Genomic DNA, 14,226 nt, shown 5'->3' with positions numbered 1-14,226 from the left:
CAGAGCCTTCCTTTAATTTTCTATTAAACTGACTTTTGCTCTAAGTCTGATTGTTGCGATATTTATTTAATTTACATTAATATCGCCTAAAATTTCCATTTTGGCTTTGCTGGGCAACTAGCTACTGCGACGTGCAAATTTCAGTCCCCGGGTGGCGTAGAAGCCAACCGGTCCGGTGCCCAAGGAAAATCCCGTCAGTCCAGCACCGACACGGATGTGGGATGCTCGCGGACCCATGTCGGTGCGAACACCTCGGTTTGAAGCTCGAGCTCGCACTCCGGATCCTTGCCTGCCCCATATTCCCATGCATCTAGCTAGACATATCGGCCGCAAATCTACAATCACCCTCACGCGTGACACTGATGGTCGAGGTCTTCACTATTTCGCCTTGACAGTGGTCAAGAAGTGCCCGCCAGGGGGACCCCTCCCGCTGCGGGCCTACATCACGATTTGAAGGCAGGAAACCGACTGGGGTTGATGCCCGTATGCCCCGCCCGTAAGGGGGTGCCCGCACAGGTACGGCATGCGCAACACTGGAAAGGTGAGCGGGAAGAGAATCGGCTACGCCCGCGTCTCCACCATCGAGCAGGACCTCACCGTCCAGCGGGAAGCCCTGCAACGCCTGGGCGTGGCCGAGGAACGGATCTACGTCGACCATGGCCTGACCGGGGCGCACCGGTCCCGCCCGGGACTGCGCGAGGCGATGGCCGCCTGCTGGCCCGGGGACACGCTGGTGGTCACCAAACTCGACCGCCTGGCCCGCTCCCTGCCCGATGCCCGCGACATCGCCGATGAGCTCACCGGCCGGGGAGTGACCCTCTCGCTCGGTGGCAGCGAGTACGACCCCACCGATCCGGTGGGGCGGTTGCTGTTCAACGTGCTGAGCATGGTGGCGGAGTTCGAATCCGACTTGATCCGGATGCGCACCCGCGAGGGTATGGCCATCGCTCGGGCCAAGGGCCGACTGCGTGGGCGGCAGCCGAAGCTCTCCGTGCTGCAGCGCCGGCACCTGATGTCCCTGCACGAGAAGGGCGAGCACACCCAGGCAGAGCTGGCGGAGTTGTTCGGGGTGGCCCGCTCCACGGTCTACCGCACGATCCAGCGAGAGCTGGCCAAGCGCACCAGCTAAAGCTTCACACCACCGTGGAGGGCAGCTCTCGAATCCGCCGGTAGAGCGTCGCCCGAGACATGCCGAGGTCCCGTGCCACTTGGGTGGCCGGCTCTCCGCCCTCGATGAGCCGCAGGGCATTGCGGATCTGGGAATCGGTGAAGGTCCGGCGTCTTCCGCCGAGGTCCTTGCCGGCAGCCCGCCTCTTGGCCACCGAGTCGGTGATCCGTTCCCGTTTGATCTCCAGCTCCATCTGGGCCAGTGCGGCCATGACGGTGAAGACCATCGAACCCATCGGGGTAGCGGTGTCCACGTCTCCCCCACCGAGGTTGAGCACCCGCAGTCCGGCGCCTCTGCCCCGCAGCGCCTCGGCAAAGGTCAGCATGTTCTGCGTCGACCGGCCCAGGCGATCCAACGTGGTGATAACCAGCGTGTCGCTTTCCTCGAGCGCAGCCACGGCACGGTCGAACTGCGGACGTGACGCACGTCCGCCAGACACTCCATGGTCGATATAGATGTCATCGCGTCGCACACCGGCACCAAGCAGGTCAGCGACTTGACGGTCGGCGCCCTGCTGCCGCGTCGACACCCTCGCGTAGCCGATCAGCTTCCCCACATCCACTCCATCTGTCTCGCAACTGACGTTGAGTATCCGATTTTAGGGGCATGGATAAAGCACAAGGATGCGAGACACCCAGATCCGCGGAATCATGCGGGCGCAAATTTTTCGGACGAGACGTCTCGCATCCCATGGTTTGAAAAGCGGCCTGATGTCACATTGCTCAGCCTGCTTCTAGAATTATCGACCCCGCGCCTACCCTGGTAAATCACCACGGGGCCCCGGCCTGCCGGCACGGCCCTGCCCTGCCCCAAGCCGGCGCCGCGGGACCATCCCTCACCTGCGAACAGGAACAACACATGACGACCTCCACCCCTGGAGCCCTGGCCGTCGAGTTGCACCCGGCCTCTCCCACCCAGTGGGCCGCCACCTACTACCCCATGGTGGTCACCCCCGCGGGCCGTTGGGCCGAGGTCACCTGGGAGCTGCACCAGCACCTGATGCCCACCACCTCCGCCCCATGGGAGCCGGCACGGTGGCTGGAGGCGTGCAGCTCCGATCCCGATCACCCCTGCTACGCCGGCCACCAGGAGTGGGCCACCGAACTGGCCGCCGGCTACGCAGCCGCACGCGCCGCCCACGACACCGAGGTCACCGAGGTCACCGAGGAACCCCTCTCGGACCAGGAGACGCAGTTGCTGCGCGAGGACACGCTCGTCGTCCCGGCCGGACAGCTCTCGGAGTGGGTGCTCGACGACCTCGAGGACGAGACCTCGAGCATCGGCGGCTGACCCTGCGCACGGGCCACTCCTTCCCGCCACGCCCGACCACCCCGACCCCTTCTATTCACGACCGCACATTGTTGTTTCAGGTTGTGAACGCGAACACAGCCCCGACATTGCCGCACGGGGCGGGGGCGAGCATCCTGGCTTACCAGGGGGACAGGTGATCTGCATCAGACCATCCTCCAGCTTCGGCCGTGTTGACCGGGCGCACCATGGTTCCGGGGGGATCCATGGTGCGCGCCAGATCATGGTCCGCGACGAAGCAGCACGGGGCGGGATGGCCGGGGGGCCACCCCGCCCCTGCCACATCTATCCACGATCTCGCAGCGACGGCAGGCGCATCCGCCCTCAAGAAGACGTCGCTCAGCCCAGCCCTCGACTGACGAGTCATCCCCTCGGTCGGGCGGCGCCCTTGTGAGCGACGTTGATCCCAGGGCAACTATCGTCATCGACGTCGCCCCCTGGACTCACTCGGTCATACGCGTCCACCACGGCACGAAACCTCTAGTCAGCGGCCCTCACGGTGTTTCACACTGGTGCTGTGGCGGAAAGGCATCTCCCACACAGAAAGCCGGACACCATCCCATGTCCGGCTCTCTGCTTTCCCAGCACAGCGAGGGATTCTCCGCCCAGGAGCAGGACCCGGCCCTGCCCTTGGCCCATCAGCTCTCCCATCCGGTGGTCCTGCGTAGCACCGCCACCGCAGCACCGGCAGTCCAACGCGCTGCTCACCCATGATCCGAGGCGGTCGAGCAGCCAATGCAGAAGCTCGGGACGGACGTCGGGAACACCGGCGTCGGTGCGGAGGGGATCATCGCCACTAACGCCCGTGACCGTGGGCAGAGCCCAGCCAGCTGGGGATGCTCTTCTGGCTGAGCCCGGACAGTCAGGGGTGTGGTGAGGAGTCAGTCTGTCGGACCAGGGTCGGCTTCGGCGGCGGTGACCGGCCCGGCGGTCACCGCCGCCGGAGGCCTCGGCGGCAGGTGGCGGTAGAGGGTGGTGCGGGTGATCCCGGTCTTGGCCACGATCTCAGCCACCGTGTGCCCGCTGGCGCGCAGATGGGCTGCGTAGGCCAGCTTGTCCGGATCCACCACCGAAGGCCGCCCGATCCGCCGGCCCTTGGCCGTGGCCACCGACCGGGCATGGGCGGCGCGCTCGAGGGTGTAGGTCCGTTCCATCTGCCCGAACAGCGCCAGCAGCACCACCGCCAGCTGCGCCATCGGATCATTCGGGTTAGTGGAGTCAACCTTGATCGGGTCCGCCAAGTTGCGCACCCCCACCCCCCGCTCCGCGAGATCGTGGATCAGGTTCAGGGTGTCGCGCACGGTGCGCCCGAGCCGGTCCAGGGTGTGCACCACGATCACGTCGCCTTGGCGGGCGTAGGCCAGGGCCGCGGTCAGTCCGGGACGCTCCGTGGTGGCCCCAGACTTCTTGTCCACATAGATCCGCTCGGGCGCGATCCCGACTTGCCGAAGGGCATCGATCTGCCGGTCGAGGTCCTGTTTGGCCGTCGAGACCCGCGCGTAGCCCAATTCCATGCGCCCAGCGTACCGGAAGTCGAATCCGTACGGCCTAACCGGTTCATGACTTTTGGTCCAAGCTTTGGTACAAGAAACGCCGAGCATGCACATCAGTCAAGGATCTCCACGCGGGTCGTCCCACTACCAAGGAAGTGGCACAGTCACCTCGAGCTCGACGAGACGTCTCGCATCCCATGGGACACAGGACGCCACTTCATCCGGACCCTTGGCGGAACAGGCACCGGCATCGCACCGTCGATCAGCTGTCCTGACGGGCAAGTTCCTCGACATGGACGCCCATGGAGCCTCTCAATCCTCGGATGCCCACCGCTCGGGCGCGGGCGCCGCGGCTCGTGGTCGAATGGTCGGGCGGCCCCGCTCGGGGCCGTGGAGCCATCCTCGTCCCACGGAGTCATGATGACCACTGCACCCTCGGATCACGCCACTGACGTCCTCGTGATCGGCGGCGGCAATGCCGGGATCTCGCTGGCCGCACGACTGCGCCGCAGGGGCATCACGGACATCGTGATCGCGGAGCCGAAGTCCACGCACCACTACCGGCCGATGCTCTCCTACGTGGGCGCCGGGCTGAAGACCGTGCGGCAGATGTCCCGGGCCCAGCACCGCGTGATGCCTCGCGGCGTGCGATGGGTCCAGGACCGTGTCCAGGCACTGGATCCGGCAGCACGGACGGCCACGCTGTCGTCCGGCGAGCACATCGGCTACCGGGACGTCGTGATCTGCGCCGGCTCCACCCCGGACTGGGACCGTGTCCCCGGCAGTGCCGAGGCGATGGCCGGCCCGCACGCCTCGACCAACTACACCGTGGAGCTGGCCCCCAAGACGTGGGAGCTGATCCGCGGGCTGCGCCGCGGCCGGGCGCTGTTCACCATCCCGGACGGCCCGGCACCCACTCCGCAGATCGGGCAGAAGATCCTCTACCTGGCCTGCGACTACTGGCAGCGCCAGGGTGTCCTGCAGGACATCGAGGTGACCCTGCTGACGCCCACTGCCACCGTGTTCGGCCAGCCGGACGTGGACCGGGTGCTGCAGCCCTGGGTCCGGCGCTACGGCATCACGGTCCTGACGAGCACCCACGTGCAGTCGATCGACGCCGGCTCCCGCCGGCTGCGGGCCACGGTCGACGGGACGCCCCGGGACCTGCCCTACGACCTGCTGCACCACAGCCCCGTCCACCGGGCCCCGGCCTGGATCGCCGACGCGGGACTGGGCGTCGCGCCGGGCGCGGGCACCGCTTGGGCCGGCTACGCGGACGTGGATGCACAGACCCTGCGTCACCGCCGTGTGCCCGGCGTGTGGGCCTGCGGGGACGCTGCCGCGCTGGAGACCACCTCGTCCGGCGGGGCACTGCGCCACCAGACGAAGATCCTCACCGAGAATCTCCTGGCCACCCGCGATGGCCGGGAGCCCACCGCCTTTTACGACGGGTACACCGTGACCCCCGTGACGGTGCAGCGGGGCCGGGCCGTGCTGGCCGAGTTCGACCGGGACAACGAACTGGCACCCAGCATCCCCGGTGTGCCGCTGCTGGCCCCGAACCGCGCCTCCTGGTTCTTCGACCTCGAGGTCCTCCCCCGGGACTACTGGAACGTGATCCTCCGGGGCTTCTAGTGGACCATGTGTGGGCACATCCGTGGCGCCTCGTTCCCCTCTCCGATGGCACCTGATTGCCCGCGACCCCCATGATCCGTTCCCCGGCGGCCGATGGTCGCCTTCTGCGCCTCGGCGCGGCGAAGCGCTCCTGCCCTCTCCGGGGCAGGTGCACTCCGCCGCGCCGAGGAACCGGGACAGTGACCGTCCGACGGACCCGTCGAGCGGTGTGCCTCGAAGGCCCAGCGGTCACCGGCGGTAGGAGGCCCCGCGGTGGTCGTCGGCCAGCCGCGGACCGGCGCCGGTCAGCGCCTCGCGCAGGGTCCTGCCGGCGGGGACGGTGCCGGGTTCCGGCAGCAGGCCCCGGCGCCGCAGCTCGGGCGACACCATCGTGCTGAACCGCTCCAGGTCCGCCGGCCGCACGGCCGCCGAGATGTTGAAGCCGTCGACTCCGGCCTCCTCGCGCCAGCGCTCCAGCTCGTCCGCCACGGTGCCGGGGGACCCTGCGATGACGGGCCCGCGGCCGCCGATGGCCACGAACTCGGCCAGGTCCCGCACCGTCCAGGTCCGGTCCGGGGACAGCGAGGTGAACGCCGCGAGCGCGGACTGGTTGGCGTCGGTGGCCACGTACTCGAGCGGCGCCTCGGGGTCCGCCCCGGCGAGGTCGACCCCGGTCCAGCCGCCGAACAGGGACAGCGCTCCCTCGATGTCCACGTGCCGGCGGTACCCCGCCAGTCTGGCGTGGGCCTCCTCGTCGGTCTCGGCGACCACCACCGTGGCCATGGTGAAGGTCTTCACGGCGTCCTCGGCCCGCCCCCGCTCGGCGAGCTCGGCCCGGACGCCGTCGGTCCACCGGCGCACGAGCTGCGGGGTGTTGCCGATGAAGAAGATGGCCTCGGCGTGGTCGACGGCGAACTGCTGCCCGCGCTTCGAGGCGCCGGCCTGGAACAGCAGCGGGGTGCCCTGGGGCCCGGGGTGGGTCAGCGCGTGGCCGGGCACGGAGAACCAGGTGCCCTCGTGGCCGACGGGGTGCGAGAGGTCGGGGTCCACGAAGACCCCGGCGGCGGCGTCGGCCTTCACGGCCCCGGGCTCGAAGGATCCCTCGAGGAGCTTGTACATGACCTCCATGTACTCGTCGGCGCGGTCGTAGCGCTCGTCGTGCGGGATCTGCCGGTCCATGCCCAGGTTCCGGGCGGCGGAGTCCTGGTAGGAGGTGACCACGTTCCACGCCACCCGGCCGCGGGTGAAGTGGTCCAGGGTCGCGAAGGTGCGGGCCAGCAGGTAGGGGGCCTCGTAGGTGACCGAGGCGGTCACCCCGAAGCCGAGCCGCTCGGTCGCCGCGGCCATCGCCGGCACCGCGACGAGCGGGTCGAGCAGCGGGTACTGCACTCCTCCGCGGGCAGTGGCCTCGGTCCCGCCGCCGTACACGTCGTAGACGCCGGGGATGTCCGCCAGGAACAGCGAGGCGAAGCCGCCGTTCTCGAGGGTGCGGGCCAGGGACGTCCAGTACTCGAGCGTGTCGAACTGCGTGACCCCGGCCTCGGGGTGGCGCCACAGTCCCGGTGACTGGTGCACGGGCACCATCATGTCGAAGGCGTTCAGCAGCAGGGGGCGGGTCATACGGTGCTCCTCGCAGGGGTTGTCTCGGGGGTGGTCCCGGGGGTGGTCCCGGCGTCGGCGGCTCGGGTCGCGCCGAGGGCGCTGCGGATGTCGTGCAGGTCGGTGAGCTCGGTGCCGCGCTGTTCGCGGGCGGGGTCCTTCGCGGCCAGGGCGGCGACGATCGAGAGCACCGCCAGTCCGGAGAGGTAGCCGGCGATGAGCCACGGGGTGCCCCCGCCGGCGGCGAACAGCAGGGCGGCGATCATCGGCATCAGCCCGCCGCCCAGGACGGTGCCGACCTGGTAGCCGAAGCTCACCCCCGAGTAGCGCACGTGCACGGGGAACTGCTCGGCGAACCAGGCCGCCTGCGGCCCGTAGATCGCGTCGTGGACGAGGTTGATGCCCAGGATCACCACGAGCGGCAGCAGGGCGAGCGGGCCGGTGTCGAGGAAGGCGAACAGCACCCAGCCGAAGACGCCGATCGCCGCGTAGGCGGTCACCGAGACGACCTTGCGGCCCACCCGGTCGGAGAGCCAGCCCCAGAACGGGGTGGAGAACAGGCCGATGGCCGAGGCGATCATCACCGCGGTCACGCCCGCGGCGCTGTCCCCGCGCACGTCCCGCAGGTAGGTCAGCATGTAGACCGTCACCAGGTAGTAGACGGCGTTCTGGGCCAGGCGCAGGCCGATCGTGACCAGCAGCGGGCGGCGGTGGTGGGTCAGCAGCTCCCGCAGGGGCGCGGTGGCCACGTTGCCCGAGGCCCGGTGCGCCAGGAACTCCGGGGCGTCGGCCACGCCGAGGCGGATCCACAGGCCGATCGCCACCAGCAGGGCCGAGAGCAGGAAGGGGATGCGCCAGCCGTAGGCGGCGAACTGCTCCTCGCTCATGACGTTCTGCACGATGAAGAACGCCCCGGTGGCCAGCAGCATGCCGGCGGAGGAGCCGATCTGGGTGAAGGACCCGAAGAACCCGCGGTGCCGGGCCGGTGAGTGCTCCACGCTCAGCAGCGCGGAGCCGCCCCACTCGGCGCCGGCGGACAGGCCCTGGAGGATGCGCAGGACCACGAGCCCGACGACGGCCCACCAGCCGATCACCTCGTAGGTCGGCAGCAGCCCGATCAGGGTGGAGGCCACGCCCATGAGCATCAGGGAGGCCACCAGCAGGGCCTTGCGGCCGATCCGGTCGCCCAGGTGCCCGGCGATGATCCCGCCCAGGGGCCGGGCGATGACCCCGACCGCGAGCGTGGCGAAGGACGCGACGATGCCGCCGACCTCGGTGGCCATGGGGAAGAACTGGACGTTGAAGACCAGCGCGGCGGCGGTGCCGTAAAGGTAGAAGTCGTACCACTCGATGGTGGTGCCGGCGAAGGCCGAGGCCAGGACGCGCTTCTTGCCGTGGACGATGCTGCTGCGGCCCGCGGCGGCCGTGCTCGTGGTGGTCATGGGTCAGGCTCCTGGGGTTCGGTCGGCGGGGGTCTTCGCGTCGCCGATGGCGTTCAGGCCCTCCGGCAGGGTGCCGTTGATGAGGTAGTCGCCGAGGGCGCGGGCACGGAAGGCGATCGGGTTGTGGGTGGCCACGGTCTGGGCGTTGCGCCAGTGCCGGTCCAGCCCCTTGGCCGTGGACGTGGCGGAGGCGCCCACGGTGAGGAACAGGTCCTGGGCCGCGCCGAGCGCCAGCTCCGGCACGGTGACCTGGGCGTGCTCCACGGCGATCTCGGACTGGTGCAGCGCCGCCGGGAGGGTTCCGGTGAACTCCGGCCGGTCGGCGCCGGCCGCGGCGGCGGCGGCGATCCCGGCGTCCAGGGCACGGGCGGCGTGCAGCACGGTGGCCTCCGCGGCGAAGGCCTTGGCGGAGATCCGTCCGGTGGCCTCCTGGATCAGCGGGTCCTCCCGGAACGGCAGGCCGAGCCCGGTGTTGAAGGTCCGCCGGCGGGCGGCAATGGTGTCCACGGCGTCCCGCCGGGCGGCCCGGGCGATGCCGGCCAGCACGGCCAGCAGCACCAGCTGGAAGAAGGCGGCCTCGTGGACGGCCTCCGCGCTGCCGGCGGTGCGGTCCAGCACGGCGTCGTCCGGGACGCGCACCCGGTCGAAGACCGCGGTGCCGGTGCCGGTGAGCTTCTGCCCGAAGCCGTCCCAGTCGTCCTCGAGCGTGACGCCCTCGGCGTCCGTGGGGACGACGGCGAAGCGGCGGCCGTCCTGGCCGTCCAGGGCGGCCGAGACGCGGGTGTAGTCGGAGAAGACCGAGCCGGTGGCGTAGTACTTCCGGCCGGTGAGCTCCCAGCCCCCGGCGGTCCGGCTCAGCACGGTGTTCAGGGTGCCGAGCGCGTTGCCGCCCTTCTCCGTGGAGGCGTTGCCCACGGTGGCCCCGGCCAGCACCCGCGGGTACCAGACCTCCTGGAGCTCCCGGGGCAGGAAGCGCAGGGACTCCACGAAGCCGGCGTGGGAGCGGTAGAGGTGGGCGATGTTGGAGTCGGCCTCGGCCAGGTCGATCAGCAGCCGGGTGAAGTCCTCGAGGCCGACCTCCGGACCGCCGTGGGCCGCCGGGACGCGCAGGGCGCCGAAGCCGGCCCGGTCCAGCCGGCGGACCTCCGCGTGGGGCAGCACGCGTTGGAGGTCCCGGTCCAGGGAGCCGGCGGCGATCTCCGCGAACAGGGGCCGGAAGTGCTCCTGGAGCCCGGCGTAGTCCCGGGGCAGGCCGGCGGCGGGGTTCGTGCCGGCGCGGGAACGGACAGCGGTCCTCTCGTCCGTGGTGCGGGTCATGCGGTGGTCCTCTCGGTCGCACCGAGGAGTGCCGGTCGCGCCAGGGTCCGGCCCGGTGACGGCAGCGCCGGGCGCCGACGTCAGGGACCGGCTGCAGATCCGGGATCTCCATCGGTTCTGGCCTTAGCACCCTGGCCCCGGGGGAGGGCGGGTTGCTGCGGCGTCGTCGAGCCAGATCTCTCAGCCGCTCTGAATGGGACGTCCGACATCGCACCAGACCACCCGGGTCCGGAGCCAGCCGATGACCTGTGCGCGTCATCGGATGTCACGACGGCGTCACAGACGGTCATCTCGTCCGGAGTGGTGTATCGACCCGGTCGTCCGCCCGGGGAAGGAGGGGAGTGCGGCGGACCGCCTCAGTAGACCTGCTGGTCCGGGGCCACCTGCTCCACCCAGGCGAGCACCCCGCCCTCGAGGTGCCGGACCCGCTCCTCCCGCCCGGCGTAGAAGGGCCGCAGCGCGGCGAGCGCGGTCGCGGAGCGGGCCCCGGCCTTGCAGTGCAGCACGAGGTCCGCGCCGCGGGCCTCCGGGGGCAGGGCGTCCGCGCCGCGGTCCAGGATCTTCTGCAGGGGCACGGGCACGGCGCCGTCGATGGCCACGAGCTCCCGCTCCCAGTCCTCGCGCACGTCCACCAGGGCGAAGGACGCCTCTCCGCGGGAGCGGCGCTCGAGCAGCCGGGCCAGCTCGGCCGCCCCGACGGTCTCGGCGGGGTCCGCCCCGGGCAGCGCGCAGCCGGCGGCGGGCCGGGCCACCGCGGTGACCGGGGCGGCCGCGGGGTCCGCGGTCAGGCGCATCTCGCGCCAGGTCATCGCGAGCGCGTCGTGCAGCAGCACCCGCCCGAGCAGGGGCTCGCCGGTGCCGGTGACGAGCTTGACGGCCTCGGTGACCATGACCGAGCCGATGGTCGCGGGGAGCATGCCGAAGACCCCGCCCTCGGCGCAGCTGGGCACTTCGCCGTCCGGCGGGGCCTCGGGGTAGAGGTCCCGGTAGGTGGGTCCGTGCCCGGCCCAGAAGACGCTGACCTGGCCCTCGAAGCGCAGGATGGAGCCCCACACGCAGGGGGTGCCGGTCAGGGCGGCGGCGTCGCTGACCACGTAGCGGGTCGTGAAGTTGTCGGCGCCGTCCAGGACGAGGTCGTACCCGCGGATGATGTCCACGGCGTTGTCCGCGTCCAGCCGGACGGGATGGGTGCGGACCTCGACCAGCGGGTTGAGCGCGGTGACGGCCTCGGCGGCGGAGACGGCCTTGGGCCGGCCGACGTCGGCGGTGGTGTGCACCACCTGGCGCTGCAGGTTGGAGAGCGCCACGACGTCGTCGTCGACGATCCCGATGGTCCCCACCCCCGCCGCCGCGAGGTACTGCAGGGCCGGGGCGCCCAGACCCCCGGCGCCGACGACGAGCACGCGGGCGCGGCCCAGCCGCCGCTGGCCGAGCGGCCCGATCCCGGGCAGGGTCAGGTGCCGGGCGTAGCGCTCGAGCTCCTCGCGCGTCAGCTCGGGGCCGGGCGCCACGAGCGGGGGCAGCGGGCTCACGGCCGCTCCCCCACGGGTGCCCAGTCACCGCGCGGGACGTCGGCCGGGCCGACGGCGGGCCCGTCGTCGGGGGCGTCCGTGCCGACCCGCCCGGCCATGGGCGAGGACGCGTGGGCGTGGCGGCGGGCGGGGATGCGCCCGGCCCCGGCGGCGAGCCGGCCGGCGAGCACGGCGTGGCGCATCGCGGTGGCCATCGCCACCGGGTCCTGGGCGCGGGTGACGGCGCTGGCGAGCAGCACGGCGTCGCAGCCCAGCTCCATGGCCAGGGCGGCCTCGGAGGCGGTGCCGATCCCGGCGTCGAGCACCACGGGCACCGACGCCCGGGAGGCGATGAGCTCGATGTTGTGCGGGTTGAGGATGCCCAGCCCCGTGCCGATGGGGGCGCCCAGGGGCATCACCGCGGCCGCGCCCAGGTCCTCGAGGCGCCGGGCCACGGCCGGGTCGTCCGAGGTGTAGGCGAAGACCTTGAAGCCGCGGGCCACGAGCTGCTCAGTGGCGTCGAGGAGCTCCACCACGTCGGGCAGCAGCGTGTCCTCGTCGGCGATGACCTCGAGCTTCACCCAGTCGGTCTCGAGCGCCTCCCGCCCGAGCTCGGCGGTCAGCAGCGCGTCCCGGGCGGTGTAGCAGCCGGCGGTGTTGGGCAGGATCCGGATGTCGTTGCGCTCGAGCATCGCGAAGAGGGAGTCCCCCTGACCGGGTGCGTAGCGGCGCAGGGCCACGGTGGTCAGCTCGGTGCCGGAGGCCAGCAGCGCCTGCTCGAGGGTGTGCAGCGAGCTGAGGCCTCCGGTGCCCATGATCAGCCGGGAGGACAGTTCCGTGCCGTCGAGCACCAGCGGGTCGTGTATGGGGTGGGGGTGCGGGTGGGTCACGTCAGCCTCCTTGGACAGCGGTGATGATCTCGACGGCCTGGCCCTCGGCCACGGGCGTGCGGGCCCAGCGGCTGCGGGGGACGACCGCGGCGTCCACGGCCACGGCGACGCCGAGGCGCCCGCCGTCCCGCGGGGCGCCGTCCGGGCCCAGGGCGCGGCCGACGGTCTCGGCGACGAGGTCGACGACGGTGGCGTCCTCCGCCGCCGTGTGCGGCCGGCCGTTGAGGGTGATGGCGGTCATCGGGTGCTCCTGTTCCCGGGGCCGGGCCCGGCGGCGGCCGGGGCGGGGTCCCCTCGACGGGCCTCGACGGGGCGGTCGAAGCGGTGCGGGTCGGTGGTGGCGAGGTGCTCGGCGTCGGCGCCGGGGTCCGGCCCGGCGCCGCCGGCGACGAGCTGCGCGGCGAGCCGGGCGGCCAGCGGGGCCAGCAGGACGCCGTGGCGGAAGTAGCCGGTGGAGACCACGAGCCCCGGCACGGGCGTGCCGTCCGGGTCGCGGACCCGCCCCAGGTACGGGATGTCGTCCGGGGTGCCGGGCCGGGCGCGGGCCAGCACCTCGACGAGCTCGAGGTCGGTGACGCCGGGCACCAGCGCCTGGGCGTCGCGCAGCAGCCGGAACACGCCGCCGGCGCTGGGTCCGGCGAGGTCGTCCTCGCGGGAGGTCGCCCCGATCACCACGGTCCCGTCGGTGCGGGGCACCAGGTAGACGGGTGTCCCGTGCACCAGGCCGCGGACGGTGCGCTCGAGCAGCTCGGGCGCTCCGGCGGGGACCCGGGCGCGCAGGATGTCCCCGTGCACCGGGCGCAGGGGCGGGTGCCAGCCCTCCGGCAGCTCCTCGAGGTCGCCGAGGCCGGTCCCCGGGGCGAGCACGGTCCAGGACGCCGAGACCATCCCGCCGTCGGCCAGGCGGACACCGGTCACGGCGCCCTCGGCGCTGCGGCGCAGTCCCGTGGCGCGGCCGTGGACGAGGCGGGCCGGCCCGCCGTCGCGCCCGCCCGGGAGGCCGGGGAGCCCGGCGCCCTCCGGGGACCGCAGGGACCCCGGAGATTCCGGGGATTCCCGGGATTCCGACGAGGCCGGGGACCGGGAGGGTCCCGGGGATGCCGGGGGCTTTGGTGGCTGAGCGGACTCGGAAGGCTCCGAGGGCTCCGGGGCGGTGAGGGCGGCGAGCAGTCCGGCCACGAGGCCGCGCGGGTCCACCTGGTGGTCGTCGGGGATCCGGAACGCGGCGGACAGCCGGGGGCTCAGGGCCGGTTCGAGGGCCCGGGCGGCCCGCAGGCTCAGCTGCTCCACGGTCATGCCGTGCCGGGCCTGCAGCTCGCGGAGGTCCGCCAGGGCCTGCCGGTCGGCGGCGTCCACACCGCAGACCAGGGTCTCGGTGGCCCGGTGGCCCACCGTCCCGCCGGCGGCCTGCTCGAGGGCGGCCACGAACGCCGGGTACTCGGCCGCCGAGGCGGTCATGAGGGGGTAGAGGGGCTCCTGCTGGTACTGCACCTCGCTCACCGGGGCCAGCATCCCGGCCGCGGCGCGGCTGGCGCCGGAGCCCGGCTCGGGGTCCACCACGGCCACGGAGCGGCCGCGGCGGCGCAGCTCCCAGGCGGTGGCCAGGCCGATCACCCCCGCGCCGACCACGACGACGTCGGCCCGGACGTGCACGGGCTGCTCGACCAGAGGATGGGGCGCGGTCGCCGGGGCGGGGTGCGCAGACGTCACTCGGGCTGTCCTTTCCTACGGCGGCATGACCCGCATCAGGTGTGGCGGTCGGCGCTGGACGCCCTCTCAGCCCCCGGTGAGGCTCCCGCAGAACCGCTGACCTATCATCAGCGTGTGACCCAGCATACCCGTGCCGCCTCCGCCCCCGCCGACTCCGTCCCCGCCGACTCCGTC

Annotated in this window: 12 protein-coding genes and 2 riboswitches; of the genes, 3 read left to right on the top strand and 9 right to left on the bottom strand. The window is 71.9% G+C overall.

Annotation, left to right across the window (positions count from 1 at the left end):
- Positions 1 to 541: 541 nt before the first annotated feature.
- Positions 542 to 1,129 carry a recombinase family protein gene (locus ACPYN7_RS16145; RefSeq protein WP_424348318.1) on the top strand — a complete coding sequence of 196 codons (588 nt, stop codon included), beginning with the start codon at positions 542 to 544 and terminating at the stop codon, positions 1,127 to 1,129.
- A gap of 4 nt (positions 1,130 to 1,133) precedes the next feature.
- Here ACPYN7_RS16145 and ACPYN7_RS16140 read toward each other — a convergent pair whose 3' ends face one another.
- Positions 1,134 to 1,724 carry a recombinase family protein gene (locus tag ACPYN7_RS16140; protein ID WP_424348317.1) on the bottom strand — a complete coding sequence of 197 codons (591 nt, stop codon included), beginning with the start codon at positions 1,722 to 1,724 and terminating at the stop codon, positions 1,134 to 1,136.
- Between the two features lie 302 nt (positions 1,725 to 2,026).
- On the opposite strand from ACPYN7_RS16140, the gene ACPYN7_RS16135 reads away from it, so the two are divergent.
- The gene (locus tag ACPYN7_RS16135) at positions 2,027 to 2,458 is read left to right on the top strand and encodes a hypothetical protein (protein WP_424348316.1); all 432 of its coding nucleotides are present in this window, start codon (positions 2,027 to 2,029) and stop codon (positions 2,456 to 2,458) included.
- An 899-nt stretch (positions 2,459 to 3,357) separates the two neighbouring features.
- Here ACPYN7_RS16135 and ACPYN7_RS16130 read toward each other — a convergent pair.
- Positions 3,358 to 3,990 carry a recombinase family protein gene (locus tag ACPYN7_RS16130; protein WP_101851568.1) on the bottom strand — a complete coding sequence of 211 codons (633 nt, stop codon included), beginning with the start codon at positions 3,988 to 3,990 and terminating at the stop codon, positions 3,358 to 3,360.
- A gap of 399 nt (positions 3,991 to 4,389) precedes the next feature.
- Between ACPYN7_RS16130 and ACPYN7_RS16125 the strand changes: the two genes are divergently transcribed.
- Complete coding sequence (locus ACPYN7_RS16125) at positions 4,390 to 5,604, top strand: NAD(P)/FAD-dependent oxidoreductase (protein ID WP_424348315.1); 1,215 nt, start codon at positions 4,390 to 4,392, stop codon at positions 5,602 to 5,604.
- Positions 5,605 to 5,832: 228 nt separating this feature from the next.
- Here the strand turns inward: ACPYN7_RS16125 and ACPYN7_RS16120 are convergent, their stop codons facing one another.
- The 7 genes from ACPYN7_RS16120 to ACPYN7_RS16090 form a co-directional block, all read right to left on the bottom strand.
- The gene (locus ACPYN7_RS16120) at positions 5,833 to 7,203 is read right to left on the bottom strand and encodes an LLM class flavin-dependent oxidoreductase (protein ID WP_424348314.1); all 1,371 of its coding nucleotides are present in this window, start codon (positions 7,201 to 7,203) and stop codon (positions 5,833 to 5,835) included.
- On the bottom strand, positions 7,200 to 8,624 hold the full coding sequence (locus ACPYN7_RS16115) for an MFS transporter (protein ID WP_082697078.1): 1,425 nt from the start codon (positions 8,622 to 8,624) through the stop codon (positions 7,200 to 7,202). Before ACPYN7_RS16115 ends, ACPYN7_RS16120 begins: the two co-directional genes overlap by 4 nt.
- A gap of 3 nt (positions 8,625 to 8,627) precedes the next feature.
- Positions 8,628 to 9,941 (bottom strand): acyl-CoA dehydrogenase family protein, encoded by a 1,314-nt coding sequence (locus ACPYN7_RS16110; protein ID WP_058874242.1) that lies wholly within the window; start codon positions 9,939 to 9,941, stop codon positions 8,628 to 8,630.
- Between the two features lie 105 nt (positions 9,942 to 10,046).
- Positions 10,047 to 10,141, bottom strand: a riboswitch (SAM riboswitch).
- A gap of 156 nt (positions 10,142 to 10,297) precedes the next feature.
- On the bottom strand, positions 10,298 to 11,473 hold the full coding sequence (gene moeB, locus ACPYN7_RS16105) for a molybdopterin-synthase adenylyltransferase MoeB (protein WP_424348313.1): 1,176 nt from the start codon (positions 11,471 to 11,473) through the stop codon (positions 10,298 to 10,300).
- Positions 11,470 to 12,342 (bottom strand): thiazole synthase, encoded by an 873-nt coding sequence (locus tag ACPYN7_RS16100; protein ID WP_424348312.1) that lies wholly within the window; start codon positions 12,340 to 12,342, stop codon positions 11,470 to 11,472. The genes moeB and ACPYN7_RS16100 overlap by 4 nt, the downstream gene beginning before the upstream one ends.
- 1 nt (position 12,343) lies before the next feature.
- A complete protein-coding gene (thiS, locus tag ACPYN7_RS16095; protein WP_368827163.1) occupies positions 12,344 to 12,583 on the bottom strand; it encodes a sulfur carrier protein ThiS in 240 nt (79 codons plus the stop codon).
- The gene (locus ACPYN7_RS16090; protein ID WP_424348311.1) at positions 12,580 to 14,052 is read right to left on the bottom strand and encodes an FAD-dependent oxidoreductase; all 1,473 of its coding nucleotides are present in this window, start codon (positions 14,050 to 14,052) and stop codon (positions 12,580 to 12,582) included. The genes thiS and ACPYN7_RS16090 overlap by 4 nt, the downstream gene beginning before the upstream one ends.
- A riboswitch (TPP riboswitch) is annotated at positions 14,048 to 14,151 on the bottom strand. Its footprint overlaps the gene before it by 5 nt.
- Between the last annotated feature and the right edge of the window lie 75 nt (positions 14,152 to 14,226).

The organism is Kocuria sp. CH-021 (genome assembly GCF_049716185.1).
GTDB classification, from domain to species: Bacteria; Actinomycetota; Actinomycetes; order Actinomycetales; family Micrococcaceae; genus Kocuria; species Kocuria cellulosilytica.
Note: the sequence above shows the minus strand (reverse complement) of the source record. Positions and strands in the feature narration are given on the sequence as shown.